This is a genomic window from Streptomyces sp. NPDC040432, assembly GCF_055595445.1.
Genome location: NZ_JBVIVP010000018.1, coordinates 61531 through 75594, shown reverse-complemented (window position 1 = coordinate 75594; position 14064 = coordinate 61531). Strand labels below are relative to the sequence as shown.

General features: G+C 73.4%; 13 protein-coding genes. 5 read left to right on the top strand and 8 right to left on the bottom strand.

From position 1 onward, the window contains the following. The first annotated feature begins 99 nt into the window (after positions 1-99). A complete protein-coding gene (locus tag ACZ58N_RS29075; protein WP_471165805.1) occupies positions 100-2139 on the top strand; it encodes a TerD family protein in 2040 nt (679 codons plus the stop codon). 213 nt (positions 2140-2352) lie between these two features. Here ACZ58N_RS29075 and ACZ58N_RS29070 read toward each other — a convergent pair whose 3' ends face one another. Both ACZ58N_RS29070 and ACZ58N_RS29065 read right to left on the bottom strand, forming a co-directional pair. Beyond that, entirely contained in the window at positions 2353-2838 is a 486-nt protein-coding gene (locus ACZ58N_RS29070; protein ID WP_471165650.1) for a ribonuclease FAU-1 family protein, read from the bottom strand. Continuing rightward, positions 2835-3779 (bottom strand): GNAT family N-acetyltransferase, encoded by a 945-nt coding sequence (locus ACZ58N_RS29065; protein ID WP_471165647.1) that lies wholly within the window; start codon positions 3777-3779, stop codon positions 2835-2837. Before ACZ58N_RS29065 ends, ACZ58N_RS29070 begins: the two co-directional genes overlap by 4 nt. A gap of 71 nt (positions 3780-3850) precedes the next feature. Between ACZ58N_RS29065 and ACZ58N_RS29060 the strand changes: the two genes are divergently transcribed. Next, on the top strand, positions 3851-4237 hold the full coding sequence (locus ACZ58N_RS29060; RefSeq protein ID WP_388903445.1) for a GntR family transcriptional regulator: 387 nt from the start codon (positions 3851-3853) through the stop codon (positions 4235-4237). A gap of 197 nt (positions 4238-4434) precedes the next feature. Here ACZ58N_RS29060 and ACZ58N_RS29055 read toward each other — a convergent pair whose 3' ends face one another. Further along, the gene (locus tag ACZ58N_RS29055; RefSeq protein ID WP_471165644.1) at positions 4435-5532 is read right to left on the bottom strand and encodes a DUF5925 domain-containing protein; all 1098 of its coding nucleotides are present in this window, start codon (positions 5530-5532) and stop codon (positions 4435-4437) included. Positions 5533-5737: 205 nt separating this feature from the next. Between ACZ58N_RS29055 and ACZ58N_RS29050 the strand changes: the two genes are divergently transcribed. Further along, the gene (locus tag ACZ58N_RS29050) at positions 5738-6541 is read left to right on the top strand and encodes an SGNH/GDSL hydrolase family protein (protein WP_471165803.1); all 804 of its coding nucleotides are present in this window, start codon (positions 5738-5740) and stop codon (positions 6539-6541) included. A 17-nt stretch (positions 6542-6558) separates the two neighbouring features. Here ACZ58N_RS29050 and ACZ58N_RS29045 read toward each other — a convergent pair whose 3' ends face one another. Beyond that, complete coding sequence (locus ACZ58N_RS29045) at positions 6559-8274, bottom strand: serine/threonine-protein kinase (RefSeq protein WP_471165641.1); 1716 nt, start codon at positions 8272-8274, stop codon at positions 6559-6561. Positions 8275-8520: 246 nt separating this feature from the next. Here ACZ58N_RS29045 and ACZ58N_RS29040 point away from each other — a divergent pair, with 246 nt between their 5' ends. After that, positions 8521-8790: a hypothetical protein gene (locus ACZ58N_RS29040; protein WP_281205829.1), complete on the top strand. Its 270-nt coding sequence runs from the start codon at positions 8521-8523 to the stop codon at positions 8788-8790. A gap of 48 nt (positions 8791-8838) precedes the next feature. On the opposite strand, the gene ACZ58N_RS29035 is transcribed toward ACZ58N_RS29040, so the two are convergent. Together ACZ58N_RS29035 and ACZ58N_RS29030 are read right to left on the bottom strand one after the other, a co-directional pair. After that, a complete protein-coding gene (locus ACZ58N_RS29035) occupies positions 8839-10176 on the bottom strand; it encodes a CaiB/BaiF CoA transferase family protein (protein WP_471165638.1) in 1338 nt (445 codons plus the stop codon). 104 nt (positions 10177-10280) lie between these two features. Continuing rightward, entirely contained in the window at positions 10281-11402 is a 1122-nt protein-coding gene (locus tag ACZ58N_RS29030; RefSeq protein WP_471165800.1) for a type ISP restriction/modification enzyme, read from the bottom strand. Between the two features lie 160 nt (positions 11403-11562). Here ACZ58N_RS29030 and ACZ58N_RS29025 point away from each other — a divergent pair, with 160 nt between their 5' ends. Next, positions 11563-11727 (top strand): hypothetical protein, encoded by a 165-nt coding sequence (locus ACZ58N_RS29025; protein WP_471165636.1) that lies wholly within the window; start codon positions 11563-11565, stop codon positions 11725-11727. A 42-nt stretch (positions 11728-11769) separates the two neighbouring features. On the opposite strand, the gene ACZ58N_RS29020 is transcribed toward ACZ58N_RS29025, so the two are convergent. Further along, positions 11770-12519: a GntR family transcriptional regulator gene (locus ACZ58N_RS29020; RefSeq protein WP_471165634.1), complete on the bottom strand. Its 750-nt coding sequence runs from the start codon at positions 12517-12519 to the stop codon at positions 11770-11772. Between the two features lie 132 nt (positions 12520-12651). Beyond that, positions 12652-13974 carry a homogentisate 1,2-dioxygenase gene (hmgA, locus tag ACZ58N_RS29015; protein WP_471165632.1) on the bottom strand — a complete coding sequence of 441 codons (1323 nt, stop codon included), beginning with the start codon at positions 13972-13974 and terminating at the stop codon, positions 12652-12654. Between the last annotated feature and the right edge of the window lie 90 nt (positions 13975-14064).

Here is a 14064-nt window from a genome sequence, read left to right as displayed (position 1 = left end):
TACAGTGCCGGATTGTGCCGTGCGTCACATCGAGGCGGCCCGGGGTGGGTGGCCCGGTGGGGTGGCCACGTGCCCGAGTCACGAGATCTGGGGGGTTCCATGCGGGAGATGGTCAAGGGATCGAACGTGGCGCTGGCCGCGCTGAGTGAGAACACCGGTTCGCTGATTGTCGGTCTGAGCTGGGTCAGCCCGACCGGGGAAGGCGACGCGGACGTGTCCGTCCTGCTGCTCGACGCGAACGGCAAGGTGCGCGGCGACGGCGACTTCTACTTCTACAACAACGCGGCAGCCGCTGACGGCAGCGTGCAACTGCTCGGGAAGACGCCCACGGAAAGCGGCGACGAGGACCGGATCAGCTTCGACCTCACCGCGGTCCCCGCCGGCATCGACCGGATGGTCGTCGCGGCCAGTCGCCACGAGGGGGCCGGCTTCGGCGAGTTGGAGGACCTGAAGGTGACCCTGGTCGACGGCAGCGGGGAGAACCTCCTCAGCTTCGCCATCGACGACGCCGGCACGGTGAGCGCGATCATCTTCGGCGAGTTGTACCGGCGCGGGGAGGAGTGGAAGTTCCGTGCCGTCGGGCAGGGCTACGAAGCCGGGCTGGCCGGTCTGGCGGCGGACTTCGGTGTCGACGTCGATGACCGCGCGGACACGGAGGAGGCACCGGACGACCCGGGGAGCGGTACGGAAGCCGTCGCGCCGGCTCCCGCGGCGGCGGTCGAGCAGGTGGCGCAGGTCGCCCCGGGCCTGGTTCCCGATCCCCGGCCGCCCCTCGACGAGGCGGCGCCGAAGAAGGCGGCGCGGCCCCGCACCGCCAAGAAGAAGGTCACGCTGCCCGTCGTCGCCCGGAAGACCCTGGCGGACAACGAGTCCTGGCAGCAGGCCAGGCTCTTCCCGCTCTCGGTGCTCAGGAGCGACCGGGACCGGGAGATGCGCGCCACGTCCGTCCTGCTGTCGGTGATGGCGCAGGTGCCGGAGTTCGGGCGGCGGCTCACGGCGGCGTTCGGGGCGCCGGCGGGCCGCATGGAGACGTTCACCGAGGTCTCCTTGCCGCACGGCGACACTCCCCGCCGCCCCGACGGGGTGATCCGTGTCGAGCGGGCGGGCAAGCTGTGGACCGCGCTGGTGGAGACCAAGACCAACGGCAACGAGATGAAGTCCGAGCAGGTGCAGGCGTACATGGACATCGCCGCACGTCGTGGCTACGAGGCCGTGATCACGCTCTCGAACGACGTCGCGTTGGAGGGCAGCCCCCTCGTCGACATCAAGATCGACGGGCGGCGCAAGCACAAGGTGGCCCTCTGGCACCTGTCCTGGGCCGAAGTCGCCTACCAGGCCCGGATGCTGATCCGGTACGAGGGCGTCGGGGACAAGGCGCACGCCTGGCTGCTCCACGAGCTGCTCCACTACCTGCGGCACGAGAACTCCGGCTGCCACGGCTTCCAGAACATGGGAGCGGCGTGGGTCCCGGTACGCAACGGAATCAACGACGAAACCCTCTGCCCGGGCGATCCGCGCGCCCTGGACGTGGTCGAGAGCTGGGAGCGGCTCATCCGCCAGATCTGCCTCAGCCTCGGTGGCGAACTCGGACAGAAGGTGCTGCCCGTCCAGCGGGCCAGGCGCGGCTCGGATCCACGGACGCGCCGCATCCAGTGTGCCGATCAGCTGTGCCTGGACGGCAAGCTCCAGGCGGAGCTCCGGATCGAGGGAGCACCCGGAATCCTGGGGGTCTGCGCCGACTTGCGGACCGGCAGGCTGCGCACCTCGATCGAGTTTCCCACACCCGAGCAGGGCTATCCGCTGACCCGGGCCAAACGCCTCGTACGGCGCCTGGCGGAAGCGCCGGCGGACCTTCACGTCGAGACCCTGCTCGAAGGAGGGGCGGGCGGACCGCGGGGCACGCTGGAACGACTCCGCCCCGAGCCGGCGGGCATGCTTCCCAAGAACAACAGCACCCGCATCACGGGTTTCCGCCTGTCCCTGTTCAAGAGCATGGGAAGCGGCCGAGGGAACGCCGAATCCGGGTTCATCCGCAGCGTCGACGAGGCCGTTCACCGCTTCCACACGGGCGTGGTGGCCCACCTGGACGGCCCGCCGGCCCGGCAGGCCCCGACGAAGGAACTCGCCGGAACGGCTTGACACCCGGCCGTGAACAGGTCGTCGCGGTCGGGGTGGCGGGACCCCCGACCGTGCGACGGAAGCCGTACGGGGCTCCGCCGGGCCGGTAGGCGGGGGCCGGGCTCCCTCCGGTGACCCGAGTCGGAACACCAGGACCTGTCGTCGAACTCCCGTCTGCCTCGCGGTGTCCGGCAGACCGGCCTCCGGGGGACGACGGGACTTTGACGACAGGTCCTAGGGGAGCAGCGGGGCGAGGCCCTCGGGCGTCCTTGCCAGGTCCTCCAGCGCGTCCAGGGCCCGCACGGCCCGGGCGGCCGCCTCCGGGTCGCTGGTGCGCAGGCCGCTCGCCTCGAACTCGTCCTCGTCCAGGCGCAGCACCGACGCCCCGTCCGCGGACACCCACAGGTCGAGGTCCAGGTCCTCGACCACGATCTCGCCCTCGCGGACCATCGCCGGGCGCGTGATGTCGCAGTACCAGCCCTTGAGGACGCCCCCGCCCGTCCACACCTCCTTCACCGCGTACCAGCGCGTGCGCCAGAAGTGCTCGACGAAGACGTCGCCGGGTTCGAAGCGTACGAAGCCGAAGTCCTTGACGCCCTCGGCCGCCCAGGGGGCGCGTACGGAGATCCGGTCGCCGTCGTCGGCGACCTCCGCCGCCGGGTAGCGGATCTTGGTGCGGCCCGCCTTGGTCAGGGTGACGGTCCATCCGGGGGTGTTCATCGTGCGGCTCCCGCCCTCTTCGTCCAGCGCGTCTCGGACGCGCAGATCTCGTACCCGAACCACCGGTTGATGGCGAGCATCGGTTCGTTTCCGCTGTCGTTGCCGGTGAACGCCTCCCGGTAGCCCGCGGCGCGGGCCCGGTGCAGTGAGTCGGTCTTGGCGAGCTTGGCCAGGCCGCGGCCGCGGAAGGCGCGCAGGGTGCCCGTCATCGCCGAGCCGTACCGGGTGGCGCCGTCGGTGTGCGCCGCGGAGAAAGCCGCCACGACGCCGTCGACGAGGACGACCGTGGTCAGTTCGTGGTCGAGGATCGGGTTCGACCAGACGTCGTTCAGCCAGTCCTCGTAGTCGTCCAGCCCGACCTGTACGTCACCCGGTTCGTCGGCCGTCGCCTCGGCGTCGGCCCGGTGCAGCGGGCGCGGATCCGCCGCGAAGGCACTGCCCGGGCGCAGCTCCACCCCGGCCGGCAGGTCGTCGGGCAGCGGCGGCAGCGTGTCGGCCGTCAGGTCCAGCCGCAGGAAGTGGGCCGAACGGCTCGGCCGGTACCCGCGGCGCTCCGCGAACGCCCGGTGTTCCGGCTCGTCCAGCACCCAGGAGTACGTGTCGAGCACGTCCAGCGCCGCCAGGTGCTCCTCGGCCGCCCGGACGAGCAGGCCACCGGCGCCCAGGCCGCGGTGCTCGGGGTCGACGTACGCGTTGAACCAGGCCTGCCCCGGTTCGGTGCCCCGGTGTGCCACGCCCACCGAGACGGTGCCCACGGGCAGCCCGTCCGGGTCCTCGGCGAGCATCACGCGGTGGTGGCCGTCGGGGTGCGCGGAGGCGAGCTCGTGGGCCACGCCCGCCGCCGTGGTGATGAGGAAGGGCAGCGCGGAACGGCGTACCCGGACGACGGATTCGGCGTCGGTGACGTCGCCCGGACGCAGGTCGCGGATCGTGGGGATCATGTGGCCGACGCTACGTCCGCGAGGGTGGGGGCCGCCTCCGAATTACCCGGCGATGGGGGAGAATCGGCGCTGTGACCCCGACGAACCTGAAGATCACCCTTGACGGCGCGGCGGGCTCGCCCGCCCCCTACGAGCAGCTGCGCGCGCAGATCGCCGACCGGGCCCGGTCCGGGAAACTACCGGCCGGCTTCAAGCTGCCCACCGTGCGGGGGTTGGCGGAGGAACTGGGATTGGCCGCCAACACCGTCGCGAAGGCGTACCGGGCCCTGGAGGCCGACGGGGTCATCGAGACGCGGGGCCGCAACGGGACCTTCGTCGCGGCGGCCGGGGAAGGAGCCGCCCGCGAGGCCGCCGGGGCCGCGCAGGCGTACGCGGAACGGGCCCACCGGCTGGGTCTGACCCGGGAGCAGGCCCTGGAGGCGGCCACGGAGGCCCTCCGCGCCCGGTACGGGCAGTAGGCGCGGCCGTCGGTCGGGCCTCCGGGCCCGGGACGGGGCCGGTCGCGCGGCCGTCGGTCAGGGGCCGCGCTTCCGGGAGGGGCCGCGCCTCCGTCAGGCGCCGCGCTTCCGTCAGGGTCCGCGCTTCGGCCGGCGTCCGCGTCGCGGTACGGCCGGGTGAGCGGCCGTCGCCCAGGGTCTCCGGGGGCGCCCCGGCGTCAGAGGTAGAGGCCCGCTTCCCGGTCGTGGGACTGCGCCGGCAGGACGGCGGCCGGGCCCGTGCCGCGCCGGAGGGCGAAGAGCTCGGCCAGGGTGGCGCCCTCGCGGGACACGCCCTCGTCCGTGCCGAGCCACTCCACGGCCTCCCCGTGGGTCAACCGGCCCACCTCGATGCGGGCCAGGCAGCGGCCCGGCCGGACCACCGCCGGGTGGAGCCGCTCCAGGTCCTCGTTGGTGGTGACACCGACCAGGACGTTGCGTCCCTGACCCAGCAGACCGTCCGTCAGGTTCAACAGGCGTGACAGGGCCTGGCCGGCGGTGTGCCGGGCCTCGCCGCGGATCAGCTCGTCGCAGTCCTCCAGGAGCAGCAGCCGCCAGCGGCCCTTGGCCGTGCCCTCGTCCTCGCCGATCGCGATGTCCATGAGGTAGCCGACGTCGTTGAACAGCCGCTCCGGGTCGAGGACGCAGTCCACCTGGCACCAGTCCCGCCAGGACCGGGCCAGCGTGCGCAGCGCGGAGGTCTTGCCGGTGCCGGGCGGTCCGTGCAGCAGGAGCAGACGCCCGGCGATGTCGTCCGGGGTGACCTTCATCAGCCGGTCCATCGCCCCGGCCACCGGAGCCGTGTAGTTGGGGCGTACCTCGTCCCAGGTGCCGGCGGAGATCTGCCGGGTCGTGCGGTAGGGACCGCGGCGCGGGGAGACGTACCAGAAGCCCATGGTGACGTTCTCCGGCTGCGGTTCGGGCTCGTCCTGCGCGCCTTCCGTGGCCTCGCCGAGGACCCGCTCCGCCACCTCGTCACTGACCGCCGTCACGGTCACGTCGGCGCCGCGGCTCCAGCGGGAGATCAGCAGCGTCCAGCCCTCGCCCTCGGCGAGGGTCGCGCTGCGGTCGGTGTCGCGCGCCGAGCGAAGGACGGTCGCCCGGGGTGGCAGCAGCGTCGCCTCGGCCTTCACCCGTTCGATCGACACGCTCTGCGAGTAGGGCTGTTCGCCGGACGCGAAGCGGCCCAGGAACAACGCGTCGACTACGTCCGACGGCGAGTCGCTGTCGTCGACATTGAGTCGGATCGGCAGCGCGTCATGCGGGTCTGCTGGCATGGCGCCCATGATCCGGCACGAACTGGCCTCCTGCACCTGTGTTTCGCCGGAACGGGTGCCCGAATTCCCTCTTCAAACGCATCGGGAGTGAAGATTCCGGCCGGTTCCCACCCCGAACATTCTTGGCATGAACACTTACAGAAAGCGCCGGCTGCTTGTACCACGGACTCAGGAGTAACCCCCACAAGGAGCCGCACACATGAGCATGAGAATGTCGCGCTTCGCAGCACTCGCCTCCTCCCTGGTCCTCGCCGCGGGCGCCGCCCTGTTCGGCGCGGGCCAGGCATCCGCCGCCCAGGCCGATTTCGGATACGTCGCCCTCGGCGACTCGTACTCCTCCGGCGTCGGCGCCGGCAACTACGACAGCGGGAGCGGCAACTGCAAGCGCACCAGCCGGGCCTACCCGGCCCTGTGGGCCGCCGCCCACTCCCCGCAGACCTTCTCCTTCACCGCCTGCTCGGGCGCCCGCACCGGTGACGTCCTCGCCAACCAGCTCGCGCCGCTCAACTCCGGCACCGACCTCGTCAGCATCACGATCGGAGGCAACGACGCCGGTTTCGCCGACGTCATGACGACCTGTGTGCTCCAGTCCGAGTCCACCTGCGTCAACCGCGTCAACCAGGCCAAGGCGTACGTCAACTCCACCCTGCCCGGCCAACTCGACCAGGTCTACAACTCCATCCGCAGCCGGGCCTCCGGCGCCAAGGTGGTCGTCATCGGCTATCCCCGCTTCTACCAGCTGAACGGCACCTGCGTCACCGGCCTCACCGAGGGCGAACGCTCCGCCATCAACGGCGCGGCCGACCACCTCAACGCCGCCATCGCCAAGCGCGCCGCCGACCACGGCTTCACCTACGCCTCGGTCGCCGGCGCCTTCACCGGCCACGAGATCTGCTCCGGCAACGCGTGGCTGCACAGCCTCAACTGGCTCAACATCGGCGAGTCGTACCACCCCACGGCCGCCGGCCAGTCCGGGGGCTACCTGCCCGTCTTCGCCTCCAAGGCCTGACGCCCGAAGGCCGCCCCTCAGGCGGCGAGCTCCGGATCCGACGCCCCCGGGGGCGTCGGATCCGGAGACGCCGACGGGTCCGGCGTCCCGGAGCCCGAGGGAGATCCGCCCGTCGGGGTCGGCGTCGGGGCGGGCGTCGGGGTGGGGGTGGGGGTGGGTGTCGGCGTCGGTGAGGGCGCCGCGCAGGCCACCGAGAAACCCAGCCACGCCGACTCCGTCCGCACCGGCTGCCGCACCTCGATCCGCACCGCGTCGTCCAGGGTCCCGCCCGCCCGGTACCCGGTCGCCGTGTGGAACAGCTGGCGGGTCCGGGGACCGCCCTCCTCGTACGCGAGGCTCTGCCACTCCTCGCCCGGGGCCGACCCGCCGCGCGTGGCCCATCGGTACTCCAGCACGGCCGGGGTACGGGCCACTTCGAGGGTGGCGGTGAAGGAGGGCGCCCCCACCGCGGGCGGCGGGCAGTTCCCGGCGTAGGCCCCGCGCAGGGTGTGCGCGTACACGGTGACGGCCTGCGCGGCGTCCGTTCCCGATGGAGTTGGCGCGGAGGTCGGGGCGGACGGGTCCGCGGAGGTCGGGGCCGACGCCGAGGGGGTGACCGTCCCCGCGCCCCGGCCGTCGTCACCGCCCGGGGGGTTCCTCAGCAGCAGCCACGCCAGCACCCCCAGGGCCACGAGCAGCACCACGACGCCGAGCGTCAGCACCACCCCCGCACCGCTCGTCCGAGGGGCCGGTCCGCCACTCGTAACGGGCCCGCCCGTGAGCGCCGGCCCGGACACCGGCAGCGGCGGCGTCGCCCCGCCGTACGGACCGCCGCCCTCCTGGCGCAGCACCGCGGTGGCCGCCGTGCCGCCTGGTCCGCCCGCCGGGCCGCCGGAGTCCCGCACGGCGCCGCCCGCCCCGATGACCCGCAGCATCCGGGTGGCCTCCGCCGCGTCCAACCGCAGGTCCGGGTCCTTGCGCAGCAGCCCCTCCAGGACGGGTGCCAGGGGGCCGGCCCGGCGGGGCGGCGGCAACTCGCCGTCCACCACGGCCTGGAGCGTCGACAGCGGAGTGTCCTGCCGGAACGGCGAGACGCCCTCCACGGCCGCGTACAACAGCACTCCCAGCGACCACAGGTCCGACTCCGGCCCCGGATCGCGGCCGAGGGCCCGCTCGGGAGCCACGAACTCCGGGGAGCCCACGACCTCGCCCGTCATCGTGATCGCGTTGGAGCCCTCCAGGCTCGCGATGCCGAAGTCGCCCAGTACCACCCGCCCGTCGTTGGCGATCAGCACGTTGGCCGGTTTGACGTCCCGGTGCAGCACCCCCGCCCCGTGCGCGGCACGCAGCGCCGCGAGGACCTGCTCCCCGAGGTGCGCCGCCCGCTGCGGGCTCATCGGCCCCTCGGCCTCCAGCACTTCCGCCAGGGACAGCCCGCGCACCAGCTCCATGACGATCCACGGCCGGCCGTCCTCGGTCGCCACGTCGTAGACCGTGACGACCCCGCGGTGCGAGACCCTGGCCGCCGCCCAGGCCTCCCGCTCCAGGCGCCGGTACATGCGGTCCGTCCCCGCCGCGTCCATCCCGGCGGGAGCGCGCACCTCCTTGACGGCGACCTCGCGACCCAGTACCTCGTCCCGGGCCCGCCACACGATCCCCATGCCCCCACGGCCGAGCGGGCCGAGCAGCCGGTACCTTCCGGCGACGACACGCGCGGCGTCATCGCTTTCGTTCCCACTCACGCGTACCCCCATGCGTCACCGGACGATCACTCCAAGTTAGCGCAGGACGCCTTGTGTGGCCGCTGTCGTGACACAGCTCTCCGTATGGCTCCCCAAGTGGGCCGATTTGTGCGGAGAGTGACGGTCGACTCCAGTGAGTAATCGTCAACTACCCGTAAGGACAGGGGTAATTCACACCACCGGGATACCCGAGGGCGACGCGGGGGCGATAGGGTTAACCTGCCCGGGCCGGGTGCCCTCGTACGGGTGGGGAGAGACATGGAACAGATAGCAATGCGCAGCAGGCCGCCCCGCGTGCCTGCCATCACCTGCGGCAGCAAGGCGACAAGCTCGCGCCTCGACCGTCACCTCGCGGTTCTGGGCGGCCCCGCCGTCCCGCACCACGAGGCCGCCGAGGCGACCCTGCTGATGCGTGAGCTCACGTCCCGCGACCACACGCACGTCCAGCGGAGCCGGAGCGCGCGCGTCGCGCTCTTCGCCCCGCTGCGCAGGCTGCGGCGCACGCTCTTCGGCAGCCGCCGCTCGTAACTGCCCCGCAGTGCAGCCGGCCGCTCCGGCCGCACCCGGCCCCCGTCCCTACTCGCCGGCGTCTCCCCGGCCTTCGGCGATCACACCGTCCCGGCGCAGCTCCGCGATCTGCGCGTCCGTCATCCCCAGGGCGCGCAGTAGGGGCTCGTCGTGCCGGCCGAGCGCGGGCACCGCTCCCATGCGCGGTGCCGCGCCACCCGGCAGCCCGATCGGTGGCAGCAGGGCCCGCAGCGGGCCCACCGGGGAGTCCACCTCCCGCCAGCGGTCACGCGCCGCCAGCTGCGGATGCCCGGCCAGTTGCGCCACCGAGTTCAGTCGCGCGCAGGCGATCCCCGCCGCCTCCAACCGCCGGACCGCCTCGTCCGCCCCCAGCCGCCCGAGCGCCCCGGCCACCACCGCGTCGGTCCGCCCGCGCCCCTTGGTGCGCGCCGCGTTCGTCGCGAACGCCGGGTCCTCGGCCAGGTCCGGGCGATCCAGCACCTGCCGCGCCAGCCGCCGCCACTCCCGGTCGTTCTGCACCGACAGGAGCACCCGGTCCCCGTCCGCCGTCGGGTAGGCGTCGTACGGCGCGATCACGGCGTGCGCGAGACCCGTCCGCGGGGGCTGTTCCCCGCCGTGCATCGTGTGGTGCAGCGGATGCCCCATCCACTCGGCGAGCGAATCCAGCATCGACACCTCGACGGGGCCGCCGCGCCCGGTGACCCCGCGGCGCACCAGCGCGGCGAGGACGCCCGAGAAGGCGTACATGGCCGCCGCGATGTCCGCGGCGGGGATTCCCGCCTTCACCGGCTCGTCGGGGGTGCCCGTCACCGACACCAGGCCCGCCTCGCACTGCACGAGCATGTCGTAGGCCCGCTTGTGGGCGTAGGGGCCCTGCGGGCCGTAGCCGGAGATGTCGACGGCGATCAGCCGCGGGTAGCGGGCGCACAGCGCGGCCGCGTCGAGCCCGAGCCGGGCGGCGGCCCCGTGCGCGAGGTTCTGGACGAAGACGTCGGCGCCCCGGAGCAGCCGGTGCAGCACCTCCAGGCCGCGCGGGTCCTTCAGGTCGAGCGTCAGGGACTCCTTGCCGCGGTTGGCCCAGACGAAGTGCGAGGCCAGGCCGTTGGCGGCGGTGTCGTAGGCGCGGGCGAAGTCCCCGCCGTCGGGACGCTCGACCTTGATCACGCGAGCGCCGAGGTCGGCGAGCTGCCGGGTGGCGAACGGGGCCGAGACGGCCTGTTCGACGGCGACGACGGTGAGGCCGGCGAGGGGCAGCGGCTCCTCGGCGCGCACGTCGGGTCCGGCGCTCGGGCGGGGTTCCGGGTTGGGGCGGGGTTCCGGGTCCGGATGGGTTTCCGGGTTCGGATGGGGTGCGTGCCCGGGCCGGGGGTGCGAGTCGGTGTCCATGACACCGATCCCTATCCCGGGACGCCCCGACCTGTCACCAGGGAGGGGTCGCGGCGTCCGCGGTTCGCCCCCGTTCGTACCCGTACGCGAACGCGAGCAGGAGCTCAGAGCAGGGCGAACTGGCCCCCCGGGCCCTCCTCCTGGTGGTCCAGCACGGAAGCGGGCCGCCGGGCGGAGCGCGGCGGCGGCAACACCCCGCCGGCCACGAGCTCCGCGGTCGGCAACAGCGGCCCCGGGGTGAACGCGGCCCGCTCCGGGGCCAGCTCGGCCAGCAGTGCCAGGGTCGTCACCAGGGCGAGCAGCTCCGAGGTCCAGGCCTGCGGCCACCGGGTGGGGCCCAGCGCGTCCAGCCCGTCCGCCTCCGGTCCCCGGTGCGCGCACCGGGCGGCGAACCAGGCCTCCAGCACGCGGACCCCCTGGGCCTCGTACTCCCACGCCTGCGCCGGCACGGGGGAGACGACGCCGTCCCCGAGGGTCAGCGTCTGCGTCTGCGGGTCGTACCCGAGGGCGTCGGGCCATCCCGTGACCGCCGCCCGGACGTACGGCCGCCGCCCGCCCGGCAGCCTCGGCGGCTCGCCGCCCCGTGCCCCGCGCAGCTGGACCGACAACAGTCGGTGCCCCAGCTCCAGCCCGGCGCGCCAGCGTTCCGGATCGGCGGCGAGGGGAACCTCGTACCCCCGGGGTCCGGGGCGGCCCGCGGCGAGGATCCAGCACAGCACGTCCTCCGGGGTGACCCAGCCGCCGTGGCGCTCGCCCAGCAGGGGCAGCAGACCGGGCGCGAGATTCGGCTCGGCGCCGCCCGGCCGCCGGTGCAGCGGCCGGATCCGGCCGAGCCGGCCCGCCGGGAGGTGCGCCGTGACCAGCAGCTCCGGGCTCTCCACGGCGAACAGCTGGTAGCCGTCCCGGACCCGCCACAGTTCCGGCCGAGCGGCGTCGATCAGCCGCTGGTCGGGCAGCAGCCATTGCTCGTCGAAGGGGGCCCGGAGCACCCGTACGGGTTCGGGGCAGGGGCCGGGCGCGTCGGCGAACCGGGCCGTGGCGGACCGCTGCCCCGGCAGCGCGGCGGCGCCGGAGGCGGTCGTACGGCTGCGGGACGGGCGGAACAACCGCTCCCGCTCGGCCCCTTCGACGCCCGTCAGGGCCGTCCAGCGGGCCCGCAGCGTGGCCGCGTCGGGCGCCGTGATCCAGTCCCGGCCCAGGCGCAGGCCGCCCACGGCCCAGGGCATCAGATCGTCCAGCAGCGGGTTCGGCGGCGGTGTCTCAGCGCTCACCCGGCAGATGGTAGCGACGCCCCGCGGGCCCGGGCCCCGCCCTGGCCGAAGCGTTACGCTCCTTATGCGGGTACATGTGGCATGTGTGCCCATCCGTATCGACGGAGGAGCGGCCATGAGTCAGTACGACGAGTACTCGATGCCTTCGCAGGCCGAGGGCGAACGTCTCGACGAGGACATGGACGAGGCCCAGCGCAAGCAGCGCCACCCGCAGACCATGCGCACCACCCCCTCCCAGGCCGAGGGCGAGCGCGCGGCGGACGACGACGACCGGGGGTGACGGCGTGGGGCGGCGGGGTCCGGGTGCGGCCGGGGCCGGGGGTCAGGGCGCGTCGACCGTGACCGTGAAGGAGAAACGGTCACCCCGGTACCGGATGCGCGCCACGTCGGCCACCCGTCCGTCCTGGTCGTAGGTCACACCCGTGTAGTGCAGGATCGGGCTCAGCAACGGCACCCCGAGCAACTCGGCCGTCACCGGGTCGGCCAGCCGCGCCTCGACCGTGTCCGTGATCCGGCTGATCCGCACGCCGACCACGTCGCGCAGCACCTTCGTCATCGGCCACCGCGCCAGGTCGGCCAGGTCCACCCGCTCGGCGAGGTCCGGGCGCACCGCGTTCTCCGCCCAGTTCGAGGGTTCGTCGCCCTCGCCGTCGTAACGCAGCCTGCGGTACGTGACCACCTCCGCGATGTCCGGGAAGTGCTCCAGCAGTTCCCCGGACACCGGAGTGCGCTCGTGGCCGAGGATCGTCGTCCGCTCGCCCGACTGCTGCGCCACGATCGCGTCCACCGAGCCCAACAGGCGTACCGGGGCGCTGCGTCGGGCACCCGGCTCGATGAAGGTCCCGCGCCGCCGGTGTCGGCTGATCAGGCCCTCGCCCTCCAGCTCCTTGAGCGCCTGGCGCATCGTCAGGACGCTCACCCCGTAGTGCTCGGCCAGCTGTTCCTCGGTCGGCAGCCGCAGTGAGGCGTCCGGGGTGCGGCCGAGTATCGAGGCGCGCAGGGACTGCGACACCTGATACCAGAGCGGGAGCTTCCGGTTCAGTACGAGGGAGTCGGGGGCGAAGGCGGTCACGGGTGGCTCTCCGTACGGCTGGCTGGACGTCATGCGGTGCGCGGCGCGGGCGGGAGCGCGGACGGTGCGGGTGGACCGGGCTCGTGCCCGGCGCCGCCCCGCCGCCCCCGCTCCTGCTCGCGCATGCGCATGTTAGGCCCGGAAGTGGCGTTCGAGACCCTGCCACACGTCGTCGTACGCGCGCTGGAGGTGGTCCGCGTCGGCCGCCTGCGGGGTGGCGGTGATCGGCCAGCGGGTCTCGAACATGAAGGCCAGACCGTCGTCGATCCTCTGCGGCTTCAGCTCCGCGGCGCTCGCCCTGTCGAAGGTCTCCCGGTCCGGGCCGTGCGCCGACATCATGTTGTGCAGCGAGCCGCCGCCGGGGACGAAGCCCTCGGCCTTCGCGTCGTACGCGCCCTCGATCAGGCCCATGTACTCGCTCATCACGTTCCGGTGGAAGTACGGCGGCCGGAACGTGTCCTCGCCGACCAGCCAGCGCGGCGCGAACACCACGAAGTCCACGCCCGCGAGGCCGGGGGTGTCGGAGGGCGAGGTCAGCACGGTGAAGATCGACGGGTCCGGGTGGTCGTAGCTGATCGACCCGATGACGTTGAAGCGGCTCAGGTCGTACACGTACGGGACGTGCGTGCCGTGCCAGGCCACCACGTCGAGCGGGGAGTGGTCGTAGGTCGCCGACCAGAGGTTGCCGCAGAACTTGTTGACCACCTCGGTCGGGCGGTCGCTGTCCTCGTACGCCGCCACCGGGGCCCGGAAGTCACGCGCGGCGGCGAGGCCGTTGGCGCCGATCGGACCCAGGTCGGGCAGCTCGAAGGGGCGGCCGTAGTTCTCGCAGACGTACCCGCGGGCGGGTCCGTCCGCGGAGTCCAGGGGTTCGACGCGGAACCGGACCCCGCGCGGGATCAGGGCCACCTCGCCGGGGCCGGCGCTCAGCAGGCCGAACTCGGTGCGCAGCAGCAGGCCGCCGCGCTCGGGGACGATCAGCAGTTCCCCGTCCGAGTTGCTGAACACCCGGTCCGTCATGGGGGCGTCGGCGGCGTAGAGGTGGATGGCCATGCCGCTGCGCTGCGCGGCGTCCCCGTTGCCGCCCAGGGTCCACAGGCCGGCGAGGAAGTCGGTACCGGGCGCCGGATCGGGCAGCGGGTTCCAGCGCAGCCGGTTGGGGTCGGGGACCGTCTCGGTGAAGGGCGCCGTGCGCAGGGCGCCGTTGTCGACGCGGGCGAAGGCCGGGTGCGCTGCCGACGGGCGGATCCGGTAGAGCCACGAGCGTCGGTTGTCGGCGCGCGGCTCGGTGAAGGCGCTGCCGCTGAGCTGCTCGGCGTAGAGGCCGAGGGGGGCGCGCTGGGGCGAGTTCCGGCCGTGGGGGAGAGCGCCGGGCACGGCCTCCGAGCTGTGCTCGTTTCCGAAGCCGGTGAGGTATTCCAGCGCCTCCGCCGTCTTCCTGGCCTGCTCACTCATGTGCTGCTCCCGCTCCGTCGAAGGAATCCTATGCCTGACAGTAGGATTCCGCGACCCCGCCGTCAACGCCCCCTCGTCCGAACAGGGGGT

Coding starts and splice junctions, on each gene's coding strand:
- ACZ58N_RS29040 (WP_281205829.1), top strand. CDS start 8,521: ATGGAACAGATAGCAATGCGCAGCAGGCCGCCCCGCGTGCCTGCCATC.
- ACZ58N_RS29030 (WP_471165800.1), bottom strand. CDS start 11,402: ATGCCCTGGGCCGTGGGCGGCCTGCGCCTGGGCCGGGACTGGATCACG.
- ACZ58N_RS29075 (WP_471165805.1), top strand. CDS start 100: ATGCGGGAGATGGTCAAGGGATCGAACGTGGCGCTGGCCGCGCTGAGT.
- ACZ58N_RS29045 (WP_471165641.1), bottom strand. CDS start 8,274: ATGGGGGTACGCGTGAGTGGGAACGAAAGCGATGACGCCGCGCGTGTC.
- ACZ58N_RS29025 (WP_471165636.1), top strand. CDS start 11,563: ATGAGTCAGTACGACGAGTACTCGATGCCTTCGCAGGCCGAGGGCGAA.
- hmgA (WP_471165632.1), bottom strand. CDS start 13,974: ATGAGTGAGCAGGCCAGGAAGACGGCGGAGGCGCTGGAATACCTCACC.
- ACZ58N_RS29035 (WP_471165638.1), bottom strand. CDS start 10,176: ATGGACACCGACTCGCACCCCCGGCCCGGGCACGCACCCCATCCGAAC.
- ACZ58N_RS29065 (WP_471165647.1), bottom strand. CDS start 3,779: ATGATCCCCACGATCCGCGACCTGCGTCCGGGCGACGTCACCGACGCC.
- ACZ58N_RS29050 (WP_471165803.1), top strand. CDS start 5,738: ATGAGAATGTCGCGCTTCGCAGCACTCGCCTCCTCCCTGGTCCTCGCC.
- ACZ58N_RS29055 (WP_471165644.1), bottom strand. CDS start 5,532: ATGCCAGCAGACCCGCATGACGCGCTGCCGATCCGACTCAATGTCGAC.
- ACZ58N_RS29070 (WP_471165650.1), bottom strand. CDS start 2,838: ATGAACACCCCCGGATGGACCGTCACCCTGACCAAGGCGGGCCGCACC.